The organism is Bradyrhizobium sp. BRP19, assembly GCF_020194195.1.
Classification (GTDB): Bacteria; Pseudomonadota; Alphaproteobacteria; order Rhizobiales; family Xanthobacteraceae; genus Bradyrhizobium; species Bradyrhizobium yuanmingense.
The window spans coordinates 610,522-627,857 of record NZ_JADYVZ010000003.1 but is presented as its reverse complement, the minus strand read 5'-3'; the positions used below and the strand labels follow the sequence as shown (position 1 = coordinate 627,857).

17 protein-coding genes are annotated in these 17,336 nt (G+C 64.9%); 6 read left to right on the top strand and 11 right to left on the bottom strand.

Annotated elements, in window-relative coordinates:
• Positions 1-159 precede the first annotated feature (159 nt).
• Positions 160-1,524 (top strand): glycoside hydrolase family 3 N-terminal domain-containing protein, encoded by a 1,365-nt coding sequence (locus tag I6F36_RS13245; RefSeq protein WP_225126453.1) that lies wholly within the window; start codon positions 160-162, stop codon positions 1,522-1,524.
• Here the strand turns inward: I6F36_RS13245 and I6F36_RS13240 are convergent.
• The 4 genes from I6F36_RS13240 to I6F36_RS13225 form a co-directional block, all read right to left on the bottom strand.
• On the bottom strand, positions 1,500-3,122 hold the full coding sequence (locus tag I6F36_RS13240; protein ID WP_225171558.1) for an ABC transporter substrate-binding protein: 1,623 nt from the start codon (positions 3,120-3,122) through the stop codon (positions 1,500-1,502). The two genes, I6F36_RS13245 and I6F36_RS13240, sit on opposite strands and share 25 nt — an antisense overlap.
• A 127-nt stretch (positions 3,123-3,249) precedes the next feature.
• Positions 3,250-4,521, bottom strand: coding sequence for a DUF892 family protein (locus I6F36_RS13235; RefSeq protein ID WP_225111648.1), 1,272 nt, complete (start codon positions 4,519-4,521; stop codon positions 3,250-3,252).
• Between the two features lie 120 nt (positions 4,522-4,641).
• Complete coding sequence (hydA, locus tag I6F36_RS13230; protein ID WP_036021456.1) at positions 4,642-6,096, bottom strand: dihydropyrimidinase; 1,455 nt, start codon at positions 6,094-6,096, stop codon at positions 4,642-4,644.
• Positions 6,097-6,166: 70 nt separating this feature from the next.
• A complete protein-coding gene (locus I6F36_RS13225; RefSeq protein WP_225171557.1) occupies positions 6,167-6,796 on the bottom strand; it encodes a TetR/AcrR family transcriptional regulator in 630 nt (209 codons plus the stop codon).
• Positions 6,797-6,899: 103 nt separating this feature from the next.
• Here I6F36_RS13225 and I6F36_RS13220 point away from each other — a divergent pair, with 103 nt between their 5' ends.
• The 3 genes from I6F36_RS13220 (at position 6,900) to I6F36_RS13210 (ending at position 8,249) form a co-directional block, all read left to right on the top strand.
• Positions 6,900-7,595, top strand: coding sequence for a PspA/IM30 family protein (locus I6F36_RS13220; protein WP_225111650.1), 696 nt, complete (start codon positions 6,900-6,902; stop codon positions 7,593-7,595).
• 52 nt (positions 7,596-7,647) lie between these two features.
• Entirely contained in the window at positions 7,648-7,923 is a 276-nt protein-coding gene (locus I6F36_RS13215) for a YiaA/YiaB family inner membrane protein (protein ID WP_035997898.1), read from the top strand.
• 119 nt (positions 7,924-8,042) lie between these two features.
• Positions 8,043-8,249: a hypothetical protein gene (locus I6F36_RS13210; protein ID WP_025033895.1), complete on the top strand. Its 207-nt coding sequence runs from the start codon at positions 8,043-8,045 to the stop codon at positions 8,247-8,249.
• A gap of 83 nt (positions 8,250-8,332) precedes the next feature.
• Here I6F36_RS13210 and I6F36_RS13205 read toward each other — a convergent pair whose 3' ends face one another.
• The 4 genes from I6F36_RS13205 to I6F36_RS13190 all read right to left on the bottom strand — a co-directional run bounded on the left by I6F36_RS13205 (position 8,333) and on the right by I6F36_RS13190 (position 12,126).
• Positions 8,333-8,794: a DUF3237 domain-containing protein gene (locus I6F36_RS13205; protein ID WP_035997901.1), complete on the bottom strand. Its 462-nt coding sequence runs from the start codon at positions 8,792-8,794 to the stop codon at positions 8,333-8,335.
• A 203-nt stretch (positions 8,795-8,997) separates the two neighbouring features.
• On the bottom strand, positions 8,998-10,317 hold the full coding sequence (locus tag I6F36_RS13200; protein WP_035997903.1) for a TRAP transporter large permease: 1,320 nt from the start codon (positions 10,315-10,317) through the stop codon (positions 8,998-9,000).
• A 2-nt stretch (positions 10,318-10,319) separates the two neighbouring features.
• Positions 10,320-10,829: a TRAP transporter small permease gene (locus tag I6F36_RS13195; protein ID WP_035997911.1), complete on the bottom strand. Its 510-nt coding sequence runs from the start codon at positions 10,827-10,829 to the stop codon at positions 10,320-10,322.
• Positions 10,830-11,109: 280 nt separating this feature from the next.
• Positions 11,110-12,126 carry a TRAP transporter substrate-binding protein gene (locus I6F36_RS13190; RefSeq protein WP_225171556.1) on the bottom strand — a complete coding sequence of 339 codons (1,017 nt, stop codon included), beginning with the start codon at positions 12,124-12,126 and terminating at the stop codon, positions 11,110-11,112.
• A gap of 415 nt (positions 12,127-12,541) precedes the next feature.
• On the opposite strand from I6F36_RS13190, the gene I6F36_RS13185 reads away from it, so the two are divergent.
• Positions 12,542-12,961: a PaaI family thioesterase gene (locus I6F36_RS13185; protein ID WP_035997915.1), complete on the top strand. Its 420-nt coding sequence runs from the start codon at positions 12,542-12,544 to the stop codon at positions 12,959-12,961.
• A 55-nt stretch (positions 12,962-13,016) separates the two neighbouring features.
• On the opposite strand, the gene I6F36_RS13180 is transcribed toward I6F36_RS13185, so the two are convergent.
• Positions 13,017-13,901: a LysR family transcriptional regulator gene (locus I6F36_RS13180; RefSeq protein WP_225141304.1), complete on the bottom strand. Its 885-nt coding sequence runs from the start codon at positions 13,899-13,901 to the stop codon at positions 13,017-13,019.
• Between the two features lie 121 nt (positions 13,902-14,022).
• Here I6F36_RS13180 and I6F36_RS13175 point away from each other — a divergent pair, with 121 nt between their 5' ends.
• On the top strand, positions 14,023-14,631 hold the full coding sequence (locus I6F36_RS13175) for a pyridoxamine 5'-phosphate oxidase family protein (protein ID WP_225126449.1): 609 nt from the start codon (positions 14,023-14,025) through the stop codon (positions 14,629-14,631).
• 206 nt (positions 14,632-14,837) lie between these two features.
• Here the strand turns inward: I6F36_RS13175 and I6F36_RS13170 are convergent, their stop codons facing one another.
• Both I6F36_RS13170 and I6F36_RS13165 read right to left on the bottom strand, forming a co-directional pair.
• Complete coding sequence (locus tag I6F36_RS13170) at positions 14,838-15,569, bottom strand: ABC transporter ATP-binding protein (RefSeq protein WP_225171555.1); 732 nt, start codon at positions 15,567-15,569, stop codon at positions 14,838-14,840.
• Complete coding sequence (locus I6F36_RS13165; protein ID WP_225171554.1) at positions 15,566-17,335, bottom strand: ATP-binding cassette domain-containing protein; 1,770 nt, start codon at positions 17,333-17,335, stop codon at positions 15,566-15,568. The genes I6F36_RS13170 and I6F36_RS13165 overlap by 4 nt, the downstream gene beginning before the upstream one ends.
• Between the last annotated feature and the right edge of the window lies 1 nt (position 17,336).

Genomic DNA, 17,336 nt, shown 5'->3' with positions numbered 1-17,336 from the left:
CACGAATTCTGAACGGCACTTGTGCAGACGGCGGGATCATCGTCTGCACGGCTTCAGGAGTTTCTTGCAGTTTTCGTGCAGGCGCGCTTTTGCCTCTCGCGCAGCGTGATTCGCTTTGCTAGGTGCGAAACATTCATCGCCCATCGCACCTGGTGCATCATGCAATTGCTCAACCGCATCGGCCTCGTCCTGCTCTGGCTCGCCGCGCCGCTCGCTGCATTTGTCGCCGCGAACAAGAACGATCCCTATCTGCTCGTGCTGCGTGGCGCCGGAAACATCTCCCTTGTCGTCGCAAGCATCGCAATCGTCGCTCTTCTGCTGCGCGGAGGTCACTGGCGCACCTTCGCCGGCAAGGCGCTCGTCGTGCTCTGGTGCGTGCCGCCTGTCTTGATGTCCGCCGCGCATCTGAAGTTCGAGCTGCGCAAGCATGACGTTCTCGGCGCCGGCGCCGCCGAAGCGCGGCAGCTCGGGCCGCACTTCATGGTCGGCTATTCCTCCTTTCCCGAGGTCGCGCGTCTCGCCAGGCAGGGCCTGATCGGCGGCGTCTATGTCACTCGGCACAATATCCGCGGCCGCGCCATCGAGACGCTGCGGGCCGAGATCGCGGCGCTGCAGGATCTCAGGCGCGCAGCCGGCCTGCCGCCGCTGATCGTCGCCGCCGATCAGGAGGGCGGCATCGTCGGGCATCTTGCGCCGCCGCTGACGAAAGTGCCGGCGCTGGCGACGCTCACGGGACTGGCTTCCGATGAGCAGCAGGCCAAGGCCGAGGAGTTCGGCCGCATCCACGGCCGCGAGCTCGCCCACGTCGGCGTCAACCTCAATCTTGCGCCGGTGCTCGACCTCAAGCCGCCGGCGCGGCGCAACCGCCTCGATTTTCACACGCTGATCGGCCAGCGCGCGATTGCGAGCGATCCCGCCGTCGTCAGCACCATCGCGAGCGCCTATGTGCGCGGGCTGGAAGAGACGGGCGTCGGCGCCACGCTCAAGCATTTTCCCGGCATTGGCCGCGTGCGCGCCGACACGCATCATTTCAGCGCCAATCTTGACACGCCGGTGAAGGAGCTGGAAGCAACCGACTGGCTCCCGTTCCGCGAGGTGCTGTCGCATTCGCGCAGCGCCCTCATGGTCGGCCACGTCACGCTCACAGCCGTCGATCCCGATCGCGCCGCCTCGCATTCGAAGCGCGTCGTCGAGGGGATCATTCGTGGGACGTGGGGTTACCAGGGCGTGGTGATGACCGACGATCTCATCATGGGCGCGATCTACCAGAACGACGTCTGCAAGGCCGTGGTCGAGGCGATCAATGCCGGCGTCGATCTGCTGCTGGTCGCCTACGACGGCGCGCAGTTCTACCGTGTCTTTGCCTGCGCCCTGGAAGGATCGCGACAGGGCAGGCTCGACGCGGCGATGCTGCATGCGAGCACCGCGCGCCTGGAGCGCGGCTTTTCGACCATGCAGGCACGAGCTGCCTCACGCGCCATCAGCGTCGCCCGGCAGAATCAGCCCTTCGCGAACTGGCGGTAGTCCGGTTCACGGTGAAACCAGAATTCGTAGCCGGAGATGCCCTTTTGCATGGCAACGTCGTGGATCGGCTGGTTGAGCGGAACCACGGGGACGTCGCGCATACAGAGCGCGATGAAATCCTTCACCGTCCTGTCGTATTCGGCGGCATCGGTGGTGAAGCGCGCCTTGTCGATCAGGGCGTCCATCTCCTTGTTCTTGTATGAGGAGATGTTGAAGATGGAGTTGTTGCCGTGGAAATTCCAGTAGAAGTAATATTCGGGATAATCGAGCCAGCCGCTGAAGCGGTTGAGCGCGAGCGGCAGCTCCTTCTTGTTCAGCGTCGTGCGCCAGTTCGCGCCGGGAATCTTTTCGATTGCCGCCTTGATGCCGATCTTGGCGAGATTCTCCTGGATCAGGATCGCGGTCGGCTCGCCGACGGTGGCGGTGCCTGTGTCCAGCGACAGCGTCGTCTCCAGGCCGGCTTCGAAGCCCGCTTCCTTCAGCAGAGCCTTGGCCTTGTCGAGATCGGTGACGTAAGGAAACGGTTGCGGCCACACCGGCTTTGAGACTTCGGCGGTGCCGCCATACATGGGAACGGCGCGGCCGAAGAAGGCGCTGGTCTGAATCTGCTCGTACGGCATGGCCCAGGCGATGGCCTGGCGCAGCTTGACATTGTCGAACGGCGGCTTCGCGGTGTTCAGCGCGACGTACCACAGCGCGTTCGGGATCGGCACGCCCGAGACCTTGACCTTGCCCTCCTTGATGATCTGCTCGAAATCGCGCGGGGCAAAGCCGCTGGAAATATCCGCATCGCCCCGCTCCAGCATGGCACGCCGCGTGCCGGCGGAGGGAACGTCGCGCGCGATCACGCGCTTGACCTTCGGCAGCGGCCCGCTCTTCCAGTCGTCGAAGCGCGTCAGCACGGTCTCGCTGCCCGGCTTCCAGCTCTCGATCTTGTAGGCGCCGCCGCCGGCCTCGTTGTTCTTCAGCCAGGCCAGCGCCCACGGGTCTTCCGGCGTCGCGTTCTTCCTGGCGAGCTCGGAATTGATGATGAAGGGCACGACGACGGCCACGTTGAACAGCAGCATCTTGTCCTTGCGGATATAGTCGATACGGAAAGTGTGGTCGTCGACCACCACGAACTGCTCCGGCTTTTCCAGCGATCCCGCCGACATCTGGAAGGTCGGGAAGCCGCCGACCTTCACGGCGCGGTCAAACGACCATTTGACGTCCTTGGCGGTCACAGGCGTGCCGTCGTGGAATTTTGCGTCCTTGCGAAGCTTGAAGGTGCAGGACATGCCGTCGGCGGCGACCTCCCAGCTCTCGGCGAGCTCGGGCGCGAGCTTCTCGCGGTCATACGACAACGTGCCGTCCGGCAGTGTCTTGGAGGCGTAGGTGAGCAGGCGGTCGTAGCAATTCCAGGACAGGCCGTTCACGGTCTGGTTGGAGCCGACGCCCTGCATGTCCAGCGAATTCGGCCCCAGCTCCTGCACCACCAGCAACGTCTCGCTGCGTCCCTGCGCCCAGGCAAGACGCGGCGCAAAGGCTGCCGTACCGGCGACACCGAGGCCGCCGAGCACGACGCTGCGGCGGTTCAAATCGAGGGGTGAAATGCTCAAGAGTGCCTCCCGTTCCGGAATTGTCCGGCATCGAGAGGCAAGCTGTATGCCAGAGCCAGGAAGCCCCAAGCCGCCCCGCGACAAGGCGAGGCGGCTTGGATCGATAGGTGTTGCGCGTCGGCGCGGACTACTCGGCCTGCTCCAGCGCGGCGGGCATCTTCGCCACCGACATCAGCGATCGCGCGACCTGGTTGAGCAGGAGATCGGCATTCTCTTCTTCCGCAAGGGATTTGGAGAGCAGGGCGACGATCGCGCTGTGGCGCAGCTGCTGCGCGAGGTTGCGCGCGGTGGTATAGCCGGACATCTCGTAATGCTCGACGCGTTGCGCCGCGGAGATCAGCGCGAGGTCGGCGGCAGCGTCCTCCTTCTCTTGGCTTTCCTTCATGACCTCCTGGCCTTCCTCGATCAGGCCCATCATGCCCTTGCAAGGCTTGGCGCGGGCGTTCTCGCCGAGCAGCTCGAAGCACTCGTTGATGCGCTCGACCTGATTTTCGGTCTCGGCCAGATGCTGCTCGAACAGCTCGCGCAACTGATCGAAGCGGGCGGCCTGCGCCATCTTCGGGAGCGCCTTCGTCAGCTGCTTCTCGGCATGGAGGATGTCACGCAGCTCATGCAGCAGCAGATCGGTCAGGCCCGCCTCGTCGACAGGCGGTGAGCTCTCCGCGACGATCGACGGGGCAGCGCCGGGATCGGAGGATTGCAGCGCAGGCGATTCTGTGAACACCCAGTCCTCGCCCTCGTTCCAGGGACCGCGGGTATCGATTTCGCCGTGGTCGCCGCTACCGGTGGAATCGTTGAAGTACTGGTTCACGAGGCCGGGCGTCGGCGCAATCCTGCCGATGCTGAAGGCCGGCTTCGACAGGCTCTCGAGTGCGCGCGCGAACGCCTTCATATGTGTGATCTCGCGCGTCATCAGGAATTGCAGCGCGTCCTTGCTGCCGGCATCGTCGCAAAAATTGATCAGGCGCTCGTAGACGATCTTGGCACGCGCTTCTGCCGCGATGTTGCTGCGGAGATCGACGTCGAGCTCGCCCGTGATCTTGAGATAATCGGCGGTCCAGGGATTGCCTTGCGAGTTGAACAGATTGACGCCGCCTCCGCCGGCAATCGCGATCAGCGGATCGGCCTCCGCCGCCTGGCGGTCGTTCCGCGAGGGCGCAAGATGCATCCGGGCGAGGCAACCGACGACCTCGAGATGGCTGAGCTCTTCGGTGCCGATATCCATCAAGAGGTCCTTGCGGTCGGGATCCTCGCAATTCAGTCCCTGAATCGAATATTGCATCGCAGCCGCAAGTTCGCCGTTGGCGCCGCCGAACTGCTCGAGGAGCATATTGCCGAAGCGCGGATCGGGTTCGTCGACGCGCACGGTGAACATCAGCTTCTTGACGTGGTGATACATGGGGAGACTCGCGTGCTGGAGAGAAACTACGCGACAACGAGGCCTCCAGCCGTTCGTTCCTAAGTCTCTCCAGGATCGAGGCTGTCGTTGCCCCGGACCTCTGCCAGGGAGCGCGATGGCTTACGGCGTCACCGCACTGCGCGCGACGGCGCGCGGGGCCGTCAGTTCCTTCCAGGTCGAATTTGCCACATGCACCGGCGAGAAGGCGGGACGTTCGACGTATTGTCCATCGCCGGCCTCGGCGCGCAGGTCGCCATCCTTCCAGACGATACGGCCGCGCGACAGCGTCGCGGCCGCACCGCCGGTGCAGGCAAAACCCTCGAACACGTTGTAATCGATCCGGCTCATCTGCCGCTTGGCGCTGATGGTCTTGCTCGCCTTGGGATCCCACACCACGATATCGGCATCCGAGCCGACGGCGACCGCGCCCTTGCGCGGATAGATGTTGAGGATGCGGGCGATGTTCGCCGAGGTCACCGCGACGAATTCCTCTTTGGTCAGCCGCCCCGTGGCGACGCCCGCGGTCCAGAGCAGCGCCAGGCGATCTTCGAGGCCGCCGGTGCCGTTCGGGATCTTCCTGAAATCGCCGCGCCCGAACCGCTTCTGCTCGGTGGTGAAGGCGCAATGATCGGTCGCAACCACCTGGAGCGAGCCGGCTTGCAGGCCGGCCCAGAGGCTGTCCTGATGCTGTTTGTCGCGGAACGGCGGCGACATCACGCGCTGTGCGGCATGATCCCAGTCCTTGTTCTGATATTCACGCTCATCCAGCAGCAGATGCTGGATCAGCGGCTCGCCATAGACGCGCTTGCCGGCGGCGCGTGCCCGCGCGATGGCCTCATGCGCCTCGCGGCAGCTGGTGTGCACGATATAGACCGGCGTGCCTGTCATATCGGCGATCATGATGGCGCGGTTGGTGGCTTCGCCCTCGACCTCCGGCGGCCGTGAATAGGCGTGGCCTTCCGGGCCCGTGACGCCGCGCGCGATCAGGGCGTCCTGCATCAGGGCGACGACGTCGCCGTTCTCAGCATGGACAACCGGCATGGCGCCGAGATGGGCGCAGCGCGCGAACGAATTGTAGAGCTCGTCGTCGTTCACCATCAGCGCGCCCTTGTAGGCCATGAAATGCTTGAAGGTGTTGATGCCGTAGGTTTTGACCACAATCTCCATCTCGTCATGGATCTGCTTCGACCATGACGTCACCGCCATGTGGAAGCCGTAGTCGCTGGCCGCCTTCTCGGATTTGTGCCGCCACTCCTGATATGCCGCGAGCATGGATTGGCCGGGATCGGGCAGGCAGAAATCCACCACCATCGTGGTGCCGCCGCTCAGCGCCGCCTTGGTTCCGGATTCGAAGTCGTCGGCGGTGACGGTGCCCATGAACGGCATTTCGAGATGGGTGTGCGGATCGATCCCGCCCGGGATGACGTAGGCGCCGCCTGCATCGATGACCTCGCTACCTGTCGGCGCATCGAGCGCTGCGCCGATCGCGACGATGGTCTCGCCGTCGATCAGCACGTCCGCGCGGCGCGAATGATCGTGATTGACGACGGTGCCGCCGCGGATGAGGAGGGGCATGAGGTGCTCCGAGAGGTGAAGGGACGGCTCGAAGGCTAAGCGCGCGACTGGCGATGCGACAGGTGAAATTTTAGTCAGCCGCCGCCGCTCCTTTCACGTCGTGCGCGATCAGCCCGTCGATCATCGCGCGCACGAGGCCCGTGATCTCCTTGCGCAGCGCCGGCAGCGGCACGGCCACCAGCTTCCGCTCCAGCCCGAGCGCCGCCATGCCATGCACGGCCGAGAACAGGCTGCGTGCGGTGATGCCGAGTTCCTCCGGGCTGCGCCCAGGAAACAGTGCGGCCAGCGGCTGGTAGATATGACGGAACAGCTGCATCTGGTCGTGCACGGACCAATCCGGCACCAGCTTGCCCGTCTCCATCCGGTGCTCGAACAGCGCGCGCCAGAGCTGGAGGTTTTCGGCGGCGAAATCGCAATAGGCGAGGGCGATGCGGACCAGGGATTCCCGTGGCGATGGCTCGCCGGCATTTGTTGCGAGAGTCAGCGTCTCGTCGAGCCGGAGCAGCGTGCGCGAGCCGACCCGCAGGATCAGTTCGTCGACATCAGCCACGAGATTGTAGACCGCGCCATTGGCGCAGCCGGTCTCGCGGGCCAAATCGCGGGTCTTGAGACCCGCCAGCCCCCGCTCGGCGATCATCTGTTCGGCCGCCTGGATCAGGGCCGCACGCAATTTCTCTCGCCGTTCCAGGGCCTTAGTCATTCTTAACCAAATTCTTGAGCGTCGCTCAAAATAATATTGAACGATGTTCAAGGTTCCTGCTACAAACCATCTGTGAGCAACGCTCATAGACAGGGAGCAACCAATGTTCAAGACCGTCGTGACCCTCTTCCGCGGCAGCGTCGCCGCTGCGGGCGAGGAACTGGAAGATCGCACCGCCCTTCTGATCCTGGATCAGCAGATGCGCGATGCAGCCGCAGCCGTCGAGCGCAGCAAGCGCACGCTGGCGCTGGCAATCGCGCAGGACCAGCAGGAAGGCCGCAAGCTCGAGGCCACGAATGCGCGTATCGCCGATCTCGAGACCCGTGCCGTTGCGGCGCTGGATGGCGGCCGCGAGGACCTCGCCAAGGAGGCCGCCGAAGCCATTGCGGCGCTGGAGGCCGATCGCGATGCGGCCATGACGGCGCGCGCGCTGTTCGCGACCGAGATCATCAGGCTGAAGCGCCACGTCGCCAACGCGCAGGCCCGCATCACCGAGCTCGATCGCGGTCGCCGGATCGCCCGCGCCTCGGAAGCGGTGCGCTCGCTTCGCCGCAGCGGCATCGAGGCCGCGCGCCCCTATGAATCGACATTGCCGGAGGCGGAGGGGACGCTGAGGCGTCTGCGCGAGCGGCAGATGGAGGCTCAGGCGGCCGACGATGCCCTGGTCGAGCTCGACGCGGCCACCGGCCCGCTCGCCACCGCCGAACGACTCGCCGAGCAGGGCTTCGGCCCGCGGCTCAAGACGACCGCCGACGATGTGCTGGCGCGCTTGAAGTCCAGGCGCATGCCGGCGGGCTGATCTCAAGTTCCAATCCGAACGCAATCATCATTCCAATCGACAGGAGACCATCATGAACCAGAATGGCCAGCCCCACAGCGGCGCCTGGGTGAGCTTCACCTACGCGTCCTTCGCAGCTTCCGCCTTCCTCGTCGCCATCGGCATCTTCTTCCTGCCGATCGACCTCTGGATGAAGGGTTATCTCACCATGGGCATCGTGATGATGATCCAGACCTGCGTCACCCTGACCAAGACCGTGCGCGACAATCATGAGAGCAGCCGCCTCGTGAACCGCATCGAGGATGCCAAGGCCGAGCGGCTGCTGATGGAGGTCTCGAAGGCGGCGTAAGGCGAACGGTCGCAGCGCGCGCTCTGGGGCGACAGGGGCGCGCGCGGCAGGCAGGGTGCATTGTGCTTCGCGTGCAGGTGCGATATGGCTCTCGCGTTTTCCAGAGGCGGAGACGAGCTTTGTCGAAACAATCCCTGCGCGAGGAGGCCGAGCGCCTGATCCGCGAATCGATGGAAAAGAAGACCATCGTGGTCAAGCAGGGCACGACCCGCATCGAGGCTGTCTGCGGCAAGTGCGGAGCGCCGAACCGGGTGCAGGCGGAGAAGGGCCAGACCCGCGTCAAGTTCGCCTGCAAGAACTGCGGGCATAAGCAAGAGACGTTGTAGGCGTCTTCACCTCATCCGGGTCGCCCCCGGCGATGCGCAGCATCGTCCGGCGCGATCCGGCTAGAGGCCCTACGGCCTCTCCCTCACATCACCTGATGCACGTCGATCACGACGCGATCCGCATGGCGCGCCGCTGACGCCACGAAGATGTGCTCCATCAGCCAGCGGTACGTCTCGTGCCCGGTCTCGAACTTCGGCACGGTGCGGAAATAGATCAGCTTCGGATCGACCGGCTCGCCGCGCTTGAGCTTGTGCAACAGCTCGACCGGGCCGAAGCGCATACCCTTGTTCTCGACGTAGACGGTCGCACCGTCGTCGGTCTCGAAGGCGTATTTCGCTTCGAGATCGATCAACTCGTTGGGCCGGATGGTCTGGAAATCGGCGCCGAAGGGGAGCACCTTTCCGCTGACCGCGCCCGTCACCTCGCCGCCGATGATCGGAATGATGCGGCGGACGCCGATCCCGGTCTCGCCCGCGGTCACGACGTCGCCGATCCGCGCGGTGATGGTGAAAACGTATCTTGTTTCGAGGGTCGGGGTGGTCATCTCTGCCTCCAATTATCGACGAGCCTTCCCTTCTCCCCTTGTGGGAGAAGGTGGCGCGAAGCGCCGGATGAGGGGTCTATCTCCACAAGCGTGCTCGCGGAGAGAGATCCCTCACCCGTCTCGCCGCTATCGCGGCGAGCCACCCTCTCCCACAAGGGGAGAGGGGAAGCAGCCACGCCGTGCGGCATTCAATCTTGTCACCTCTAATGCGCCATCATCCGCGTCGGCAGCCAGGTTGCCAGCAGCGGGAAGGCGATCAGGATCACGAGGCGCACGAGGTCCGTTGCCACGAACGGGCTTACGCCCTTGAAGATGGTGGAGAAGGAGACGTCCTTCACCACGCTTTTTATGACGAAGACGTTCATGCCCACGGGCGGAGTGATCAGGCCGAGCTCGACGGTCACGACGATGATGATGCCGAACCAGATCGGATCGAACCCCAGATGCATGATCACCGGGAAGATGATCGGCACGGTCAGGATGATCATCGCCATGGCATCCATCAGGCAGCCGAGCACGAGATACATCACCATGATCAGCGCCAGCACGCCGTAGGGGCCGAGGCCGAGCCCGGTGAGGAATTCCGTCACCTTCTGCGGCGTCTGCGTCACCGTGAGGAAATAGCCGAAGATCAGCGCGCCGATCAGCACGGTGAACACCGCAGCCGCGGTGCGCGTCGCCTGCAGCAGCGAGGCCAGCACCTTCTCGCGGTCGAGCCGGCCGGTCAGCACGCCGATGATGAAGGCCCCGGTCGCGCCGACGCCGCCGGCCTCGGTCGGCGTGAAGCGCGGCAGGAAGGGCAGGCCGTAGAGGCCGCCGATGACGAAGATGAACAGCAGCACCGGTGCCCAGATCTCCTTCAATCCGGCAAAGCGCTCGCGCCACGGCGTCACCTTGCCCTTGGGCAGGAACTCGGGGCGGAAATAGCCGATCAGGGAGATCGTGATCATGTACATGGTCATCGCGAGCAGGCCCGGGATGATGCCGGCGATGAACAGCTTGCCGATGTCCTGCTCGGTGATGATGCCGTAGACCGCAAGAACAGTGGATGGCGGCAGCATCGCGCCCAGCGTGCCGCCGGCCGCGATCACGCCGGTGGCGAAGGATTGCGGATAGCCGAAGCGCCGCATCTCGGGATAGGCGACGGCGGAGAAGGTCGCCGCGGTCGCGACCGAGGAGCCGCAGATTGCGGCAAAGCCGCCGCAGGCGCCGACGGTGGCAATGCCGAGTCCGCCGCGCAAATGTCCGACGAAGCCGTTGGCGGCGCGGAATAGCTCGCGGCTCATGCCGGAATTGCTGACGAAGGAGCCCATCAGCAGGAACATCGGGATGACGCCGAAGGTGTAGTCGGTCACGGTGCGCATGGTGACCTGACCGACCATCTTCAGGGCCGGTGTCGAGCCCACGAGATAGCTGAAGCCGCACACGCCGACGAGGCCCATGGCCATGCCGACCGGCACGCGCAGCAGCATCAGGGCGAACAGGGCGACGAAGCCGATGACGGCGACGGCGTCGGTACTCATGGTTACTCCGTCACCTTGATCTTGGGTTCATGCATGTCTTCGGGGTGGAAGATCAGCCGGTACGTGCGGATCGCGATCAGCAGCACGGCGCAGACGTCGCCGATCCACGCGACGAGGAAGAACGGCCATGTCGGCATGTGCAGGTCGAAGGTCTGAACGTTGTCGTTGTAGGTCAGCCGGACCTTGTCGAACAGCGTCCAGGTCTGCACGGTGACGACGAACAGCAGCACCAGGGTCGCGAACACGTCGATCCAGCGCTGATGGCGCGGCCCGACATTGCCCCAGACCAGGTCGACCGTGATGTGGGTGCCGCGATAGGAGGTCGCCGCGATGCCCCAGAAGATGAGGATGCCGAGCAGCATTCGGCCGATGTCGAAGCTGTCGGGGATCGAATAGTTCAGCGTGTTGCGCAAGAGCACCGACAGGAAGATGTCGAGCGCGACGATGCCGACGAAGCCGGCCGCGATCCATTCGATCGAGTCGATCACGCGATCCATCCAGGAGCGCTTCATGGGTGTTTCCTAAGCACTGCTATTCTCATTCTCGGCTCTGGCGGCGGCACTTCGCCTCTCCCCGCTTGCGGGGAGAGGCCGACACGCGAAGCGTGGCGGGTGAGGGGGACTATCCACGCGTCCGATTGTCACCGTCCCTGCGGAGACTCCCCCTCACCCCAAGCCTCTCCCCGCAAGCGGGGAGAGGGGGAAGAGACACGGTGCGCTCCTCACCTGCTCTCAGCTTGCAAGGCAACGGCGGCAGGACCAATCCCGCCGCCGCGTTTCCTTCGCCACCGCGTCACTCCGCCAGCGCGTTGTATTTCTTCAGCGAGGCCTTGAGATCCGCGAGCGCGGCGTCGGGATCGGCACCGGCCTTCTTGGCGCCGTCGCCCCAGGTCTTGACCAGCGGCTCGGCGGCCTTCTTCCAGGCCGCGATCTGCTCGGGCGTCAGCTTGTAGACCTCATGGCTGGATTCCGCCTTCACCTTGGCGATGCCGGCGTCCTCGAACTTGCCCCAATGCTCGCCGACCGCGCCTGCCATCTCGACCGTGCAGTTCTTGTCGATCGCGGCCTTCTGCTTGTCGGACATCGCATTGTACTTGTCCTTGTTGATCACGAACACGAAGGTCGTGGTGTAGAGCGGCGCCTCCATGTCGTATTTGGTCACCTTGTCGATGCCGAACAGCACCAGGGAGCCCCAGGGGAAGGTGACGCCGTCGGCGACGCCGCGCTCGATGATGTCGCGCACTTCCGGCGCCGAGGACTGCACATTGGTGCCGCCAAGCGAGGTGACGAAGTTCGCCATGGTAGCGTGCGCCGGGCGGATCTTCATGCCCTTCACGTCCTCGGGGTTGACGATCTTCTTGGTGCGGGAATGGAACGAGGAGGGCGAGTGGACGAAGGCGAGGCAGTATTTGACGTCCTTCATCTCCTTCTCGGCATATTTGCGATACCACGCGTCGAGCCCCATCGAGCCGCCCTTGGCATCCGAGATCAGGAACGGCAATTCCCCGGCGCCGATGATCGGGAAGCGGCCGGGCTGGTAGCCGGGATTGACATAGGTGACGTCGGCGATGCCGTCGCGCGCCATGTCGTAATGGTCGAAGGCCTTGCCGAGCTGCTGGGCCGGAAACACCTTGCCGGTAATGGTGCCGCCGGAATCCTTGTTCACCGCAGCCACCCAGTCTTCCAGCGATTTCTGCAGCGGATGCGATGCCGGCACCCAGTGCGAGACCTTCAGGTCAAATGTCTTGTCCTGCGCGAGCGCGGGGCTCACGCTTGCTGCCAGCAGCAAGGCCAGACAGGCTTTCCTCATCACGCGTCTCTCCCTTTTGCGACGGCGGGCTTCGTTGGCCCGGTCTCGTTAATTAACATGTTATCTAATTCGCCGGCGCGTTCAAGCCGGAACTGAGGCCCGCCGTGTCGCGCCATCTACGTCAGTCATGTTGCATGGATTTGTCGCTGCTCGGGCGACCACCGCTCTCCCTTTGCGCAAACGTTATATGGTATAATTATCGCCTGCGAGCCTTTGCCACAAGCAGGCTGCGGCCAAAGCCTAACAGGATCGGAAGCAGCATGTATTGCGGACAAAGGTCGCAATCGTCGGGCCGTTGCGGCGATGGCGGGGCTCGTTTCAAACATCTGCACAAATTCCGTTTAAAGCTTTGTAGGTGATGCATTCCTCGCGTCATTCGCTTCCAATGCAGCCGAGGCAATGAAGCGAGACCGCCATGACCCGCACCGACATCCCCGCCGGCTACGAGCCACATTTCCGCAAAGCGCCGCTGACCGATCCCTGGGAGCCGCTCTATTCGAAGAAGACCGATAAGGGCGTCACCGTCGGACTGCGCCTGGCGACGCCGCACACCAACGCCCGCGGATTGATCCATGGCGGGCTGATCGCGGCGCTCGCTGACGCCGCCATGGGCTACAGCTGCGCCCAGGCGACGGGCTGGACCACGTCATTCGTCACCATCTCGCTGTCGGTCGACTATGTCGGCGCCGCCGAGATCGGCCAATGGCTGGCGGTCGAGGGCGAGGCGATCAAGACCGGGAACACGATCTGCTTCGCGCAGTGCCTGGTGAAGGCGGACGACGCCGTGATCGCGCGGGCCAGCGGCACGTTTCGGGTAGTGCCGAAGAAGGGGTGAGGCCCAACTCTCTCCGTCGTCATGCCCGGGGCAAGCCCGGCCATGACGGAAAAGATCACCCAAACCTCCACTCCGCCGTCTCCACCACGAGGTCGACGAACGCGCGCACCTTGGCCGAGAGCAGGCGCGAGGTCGGGTAGACGATGTGGATCGGCAGCGCCGGCTGCTCGTATTGCGCCAGCACGATCTTCAGGCGCCCGCGCTTCAGGCCCTCGGCGGCCTGATAGGCCAGCACCCGCGTCACGCCGCCGCCGGCTTCGGCATATTGCAGGGCGGCGTCGGCGCTGTTGCTGATGAAGCGAGGCGACAGCGGCAGCCCGATATCGCGGCCGTCGCGCAGGAAACGCCATTCGGACCAGGGGCCGAACTGGATGGTCTGGTGCGTGGCGAGCGCTTCCGGCGTCTTCGGCTCGCCGTTGCGCTTGAGATAACCGGGCGCGGCCACCACGATCCGCCGCATCTCGCCGACCTGGCGCGCCACAAGCGAGGAATCGGCGAGATGGCCGATCCGCACCGCGGCATCGACGGCGTCCTCGACGAGGTTGACGAGATGATCGGACAGCCTGAGTTCGGCGGCGACCTCGGGATAGCGCTTGAGATAGGCGGTCATGAGAGGCCCGACATGCAGCCGGCCGAAGCCGACCGGCGCGGACACGACGAGACGCCCGCTCGGCCGATTGCGCTCCTCCCGCGCCGAGCCGTCAGCCTCCTCGACGTCGGCGAGGATGCGCCGCGCGCGCTCCAGGTAGCGCGTGCCGACGTCGGTCAGCGCCACCTGCCGCGTGGTCCGCTGCAGCAGCCGCGCGCCGAGATGCTCCTCCAGCGCCGCGATCGTCCGCGTCACCGCCGACGGCGACAGCCGCAGTTTGCGCGCGGCCGGCGCGAAGCCGCGCAGGTCGGCGACCGTGACGAAGACGTGCATGGCTTCCAGGCGGTCCATGGACATTATTGCATAAATCGCAATGATGAAGTGTCAAGCTGCTCAATTGTTTTAGACGCCGAAAGGTCCAGATTAGGCGCGGAAGACGCAGCAATGCGCCGGAATTTCAGGAGATGTTCCGATGACGGCAGTTCACACCTATGCCAGCGACGTGGCCTTTTCGCCGGCGGTGAAGACGATCCAGGCGCGCAAGGGCTCGCGCGAGGCCTATGCGCGCAGCGAGCAGCGCGGCTGGCGCACCGAGGTCGACGACAATCTCGCCGCGTTCCTGGCCGACGCCAACAGCTTCTATTTCGCCACGGCTTCAGCCGACGGCCAGCCCTACATCCAGCACCGCGGCGGCCCGAAGGGCTTTCTCAAGGTGCTGGACAAGCAGACGCTCGCCTTCGCCGACTACGCCGGCAACCAGCAGTTCATCACGCAAGGAAATCTCTCGGAGAATCCCAAGGCCTACATCTTCGTGATGGACTACGCCCACCGCCGCCGGGTGAAGATCTGGGGCGAGGCGCGCGTGGTCGAGGACGACGAAGCCCTGACCACGTCGCTGATGCCGAAAGGCTACCGCGCCCGGCCCGAGCAAGTGATCCTGTTCAAGATCGCGGCCTGGGACACCAACTGCCCGCAGCACATCCCGCAGAAGTTTGATGCAGCCGATGTCGCGGCCGCGCTCGCCGCGAGGGATCAGCGGATCGCAGAGCTGGAAGCGGAGGTTGCGGCGCTGAAGGGGTAGGCGGCGAGCTTAGCCTCTAACGAAAGCTGAAGCAGGCTGCGCGGTGCACCCTCTCCCCTTGTGGGAGAGGGTGGATTCGATGCGAAGCATCGAAGCCGGGTGAGGGGTTCTGTCCTCTCGGACGGTCTCACGCGCGGAGAGAACCCCTCATCCGGCGCTTCGCGCCACCTTCTCCCACAAGGGGAGGGAAGAAGAGCGCTGAATCGCTAAATCACACTCTCGCCTTCGTGCTGGAAGCCGAGATAGCTCGCGGCCACCCGTTCGTTGGCGGCGATGTCGCTGGCCTTGCCGCTGAGCACGAACTCGCCGAGCTCCATAACGTAGGCGTGGTCCGCGATCTTCAGCGCGGCCTGCGCGTTCTGCTCGACCAGCAGCACGGAGACGCTGGCGGCGCGGAGCTCGGTGACGATGCGGAAGATGTCGGCGACGATGATCGGGGCAAGGCCGAGGCTCGGCTCGTCCAGCATCAAGAGCTTCGGCTCGCCCATCAGCGCGCGGCCCATCGCGAGCATCTGCTGCTCGCCGCCGGAGAGCGTGCCGGCGAGCTGCTTGCGCCGCTCCTTGAGCCGCGGAAACAGCGCATAGACCCGCTCCATCGAGGCTTTGGCCTTGCTGCGCTCGATCCGGAACGCGCCCAGCTCGAGATTGTCCTCGACATTCATGGTCACGAACAATTCGCGATGCTCGGGAACGAGACCGAGGCCCATCGCGACACGGTCCTCGATGTCGAGGCGGGCGAGATCCTGCCCGGCAAAGGCGACGCGGCCCTTCAGCGGCAGGATTCCCATGATGGCCGAGAGCAGTGTGGTCTTGCCGGCGCCGTTGGCGCCGACAATGGTGACGATCTCGTTGGCGCCCACCTCGAGCGAGACCGAACGCACCGCCTCGACCTTGCCATAGGCGACATGCGCGTCGGTGACGGACAACAGCGTGCTCATGCCGCCACTCCGAGATAGGCCTTGATCACTTCGGGATTGGTCTTGATCGTCGCCGGCGTGCCTTCCGCGATCTTGGTGCCGAAATCGAGCACCACGATGCGGTCGGCAAGGTTCATCACGAAGCCCATGTCGTGCTCGACCAGCAACACGCTCATGCCGCCGTCGCGCAAGTCACGCAGCAACGTTGCGAGGCGCTGCTTTTCCATGTGGCGCAGTCCGGCTGCCGGCTCGTCGAGCAGCAGCAGCATCGGATCGACGCAGAGCGCGCGGGCGATCTCGACGATGCGCTGCTGGCCGAGCGAGAGCGAGCCTGCCAGCTGGTGCATCTGCTCGGTGAGGCCGACGCGCTCGATCTGGCGCGCGGCCTCGGCGAGCAGCTTGGCCTCGTCAGCGCGGTCGAGCCGCAGCATCGAGGAAATCGGTCCCGAATGCCCGCGCAGATGCGCGCCGATCGCGACGTTCTCCAGCACGGTCATGTCGGGGACGAGCTTGACGTGCTGGAAGGTCCTGCTGATCCCGAGCTTGACGATCTCCTGCGGCGGCGCGTTGTCGACCTTCTTGCCGAGCACGGAGATCGAGCCGGCGGTTGCGGACAGCACCCCGGTGATCAGGTTGAAGGTCGTGCTCTTGCCGGCGCCGTTCGGGCCGATCAGCGCGACGATCTCGCGGGCGTGGACGTCGAAGGAGACGTTGTTCACCGCGACCACGCCACCGAATTGTTTTCGCGCCTTCTCGACCTGAAGCAGGACACCGGCCTCGGCGGGTGCGCGGGTGCGATGCTCCAGCTTCAGGGAGGTGTCCGGCTTCTTGCCGTCGGTGCGCTCGGGGAAGAACGACATCAGCCAGGGCCAGAGGCCGCCGGGCGCAAGCTGCAGCAGCGCCACCAGCATGATGCCGAACACGATGGTCTCGACCTGGCCGGAGCCGGGCAGGATCAGCGGCAGATAGCTCTGCAGTACCTCTTTCAGGATCACGACAATCGCCGCGCCCAGCACGCCGCCCCAGACATAGCCGGCGCCGCCGACCACCGCGATGAAGAGATACTCGATGCCCATATGCGCGCCGAACGGCGTCGGGTTCACGGCGCGCTGGAGATGGGCGTAGAGCCAGCCGGACAGGCCGGCGAGCACCGCGGCGTGGATGAACACCAGGAGCTTTGCGCGAGGCGTGTGGACGCCGAAGGCTTCGGCGGCGACATGGCCGCGGCGCAGCGCGCGGATGGCGCGGCCGGTGCGGGAGTCCAAGAGGTTCATCGTCAGCAGGGCCGAGAGGATCACGGCGATCCAGATCGCGTAATAGATCGAGCCGGGCGAGAGCATCTTGAAGGCACCGATCGACAGCGGCGGGATCGCCGAGATGCCGTCGTTACGTCCCAGAAACTCCAGCTTGCTGAACAGGTAGAACAGCCCGAGCCCCCAGGCGAGCGTGCCGAGCGGCAGATAATGCCCCGAGAGGCGCACGGTGATTAGCCCCAGCAGCACCGCGAGCGAGCCGCTGACCACGAGCGACAGCGGCAGCGTCAGCCAGGGCGACAGGCCATAGGCCGTCGTCAGCACGGCGGTGGTGTAGGCACCGAAACCGACGAAGGCGGCCTGCCCGAACGAGGTGAGGCCGCCGACGCCGGTCAGCAGCACGAGGCCCATCGCGACCAGCGCGGCAAGGCCGATATTGTCGAGCAGCACGATCCAGAACGGGGGCACGCCCGGGATGAGCGGGATCGCCGCCATGAGGATCGCAAAGACGAGGATGGGAAGCCGGCTCTGCATC

Coding starts and splice junctions, on each gene's coding strand:
- I6F36_RS13245 (WP_225126453.1), top strand. CDS start 160: ATGCAATTGCTCAACCGCATCGGCCTCGTCCTGCTCTGGCTCGCCGCG.
- I6F36_RS13235 (WP_225111648.1), bottom strand. CDS start 4,521: ATGTATCACCACGTCAAGAAGCTGATGTTCACCGTGCGCGTCGACGAA.
- hydA (WP_036021456.1), bottom strand. CDS start 6,096: ATGCCCCTCCTCATCCGCGGCGGCACCGTCGTCAATCACGATCATTCG.
- I6F36_RS13225 (WP_225171557.1), bottom strand. CDS start 6,796: ATGACTAAGGCCCTGGAACGGCGAGAGAAATTGCGTGCGGCCCTGATC.
- I6F36_RS13220 (WP_225111650.1), top strand. CDS start 6,900: ATGTTCAAGACCGTCGTGACCCTCTTCCGCGGCAGCGTCGCCGCTGCG.
- I6F36_RS13215 (WP_035997898.1), top strand. CDS start 7,648: ATGAACCAGAATGGCCAGCCCCACAGCGGCGCCTGGGTGAGCTTCACC.
- I6F36_RS13205 (WP_035997901.1), bottom strand. CDS start 8,794: ATGACCACCCCGACCCTCGAAACAAGATACGTTTTCACCATCACCGCG.
- I6F36_RS13200 (WP_035997903.1), bottom strand. CDS start 10,317: ATGAGTACCGACGCCGTCGCCGTCATCGGCTTCGTCGCCCTGTTCGCC.
- I6F36_RS13195 (WP_035997911.1), bottom strand. CDS start 10,829: ATGAAGCGCTCCTGGATGGATCGCGTGATCGACTCGATCGAATGGATC.
- I6F36_RS13190 (WP_225171556.1), bottom strand. CDS start 12,126: ATGAGGAAAGCCTGTCTGGCCTTGCTGCTGGCAGCAAGCGTGAGCCCC.
- I6F36_RS13185 (WP_035997915.1), top strand. CDS start 12,542: ATGACCCGCACCGACATCCCCGCCGGCTACGAGCCACATTTCCGCAAA.
- I6F36_RS13180 (WP_225141304.1), bottom strand. CDS start 13,901: ATGGACCGCCTGGAAGCCATGCACGTCTTCGTCACGGTCGCCGACCTG.
- I6F36_RS13175 (WP_225126449.1), top strand. CDS start 14,023: ATGACGGCAGTTCACACCTATGCCAGCGACGTGGCCTTTTCGCCGGCG.
- I6F36_RS13170 (WP_225171555.1), bottom strand. CDS start 15,569: ATGAGCACGCTGTTGTCCGTCACCGACGCGCATGTCGCCTATGGCAAG.
- I6F36_RS13165 (WP_225171554.1), bottom strand. CDS start 17,335: ATGCAGAGCCGGCTTCCCATCCTCGTCTTTGCGATCCTCATGGCGGCG.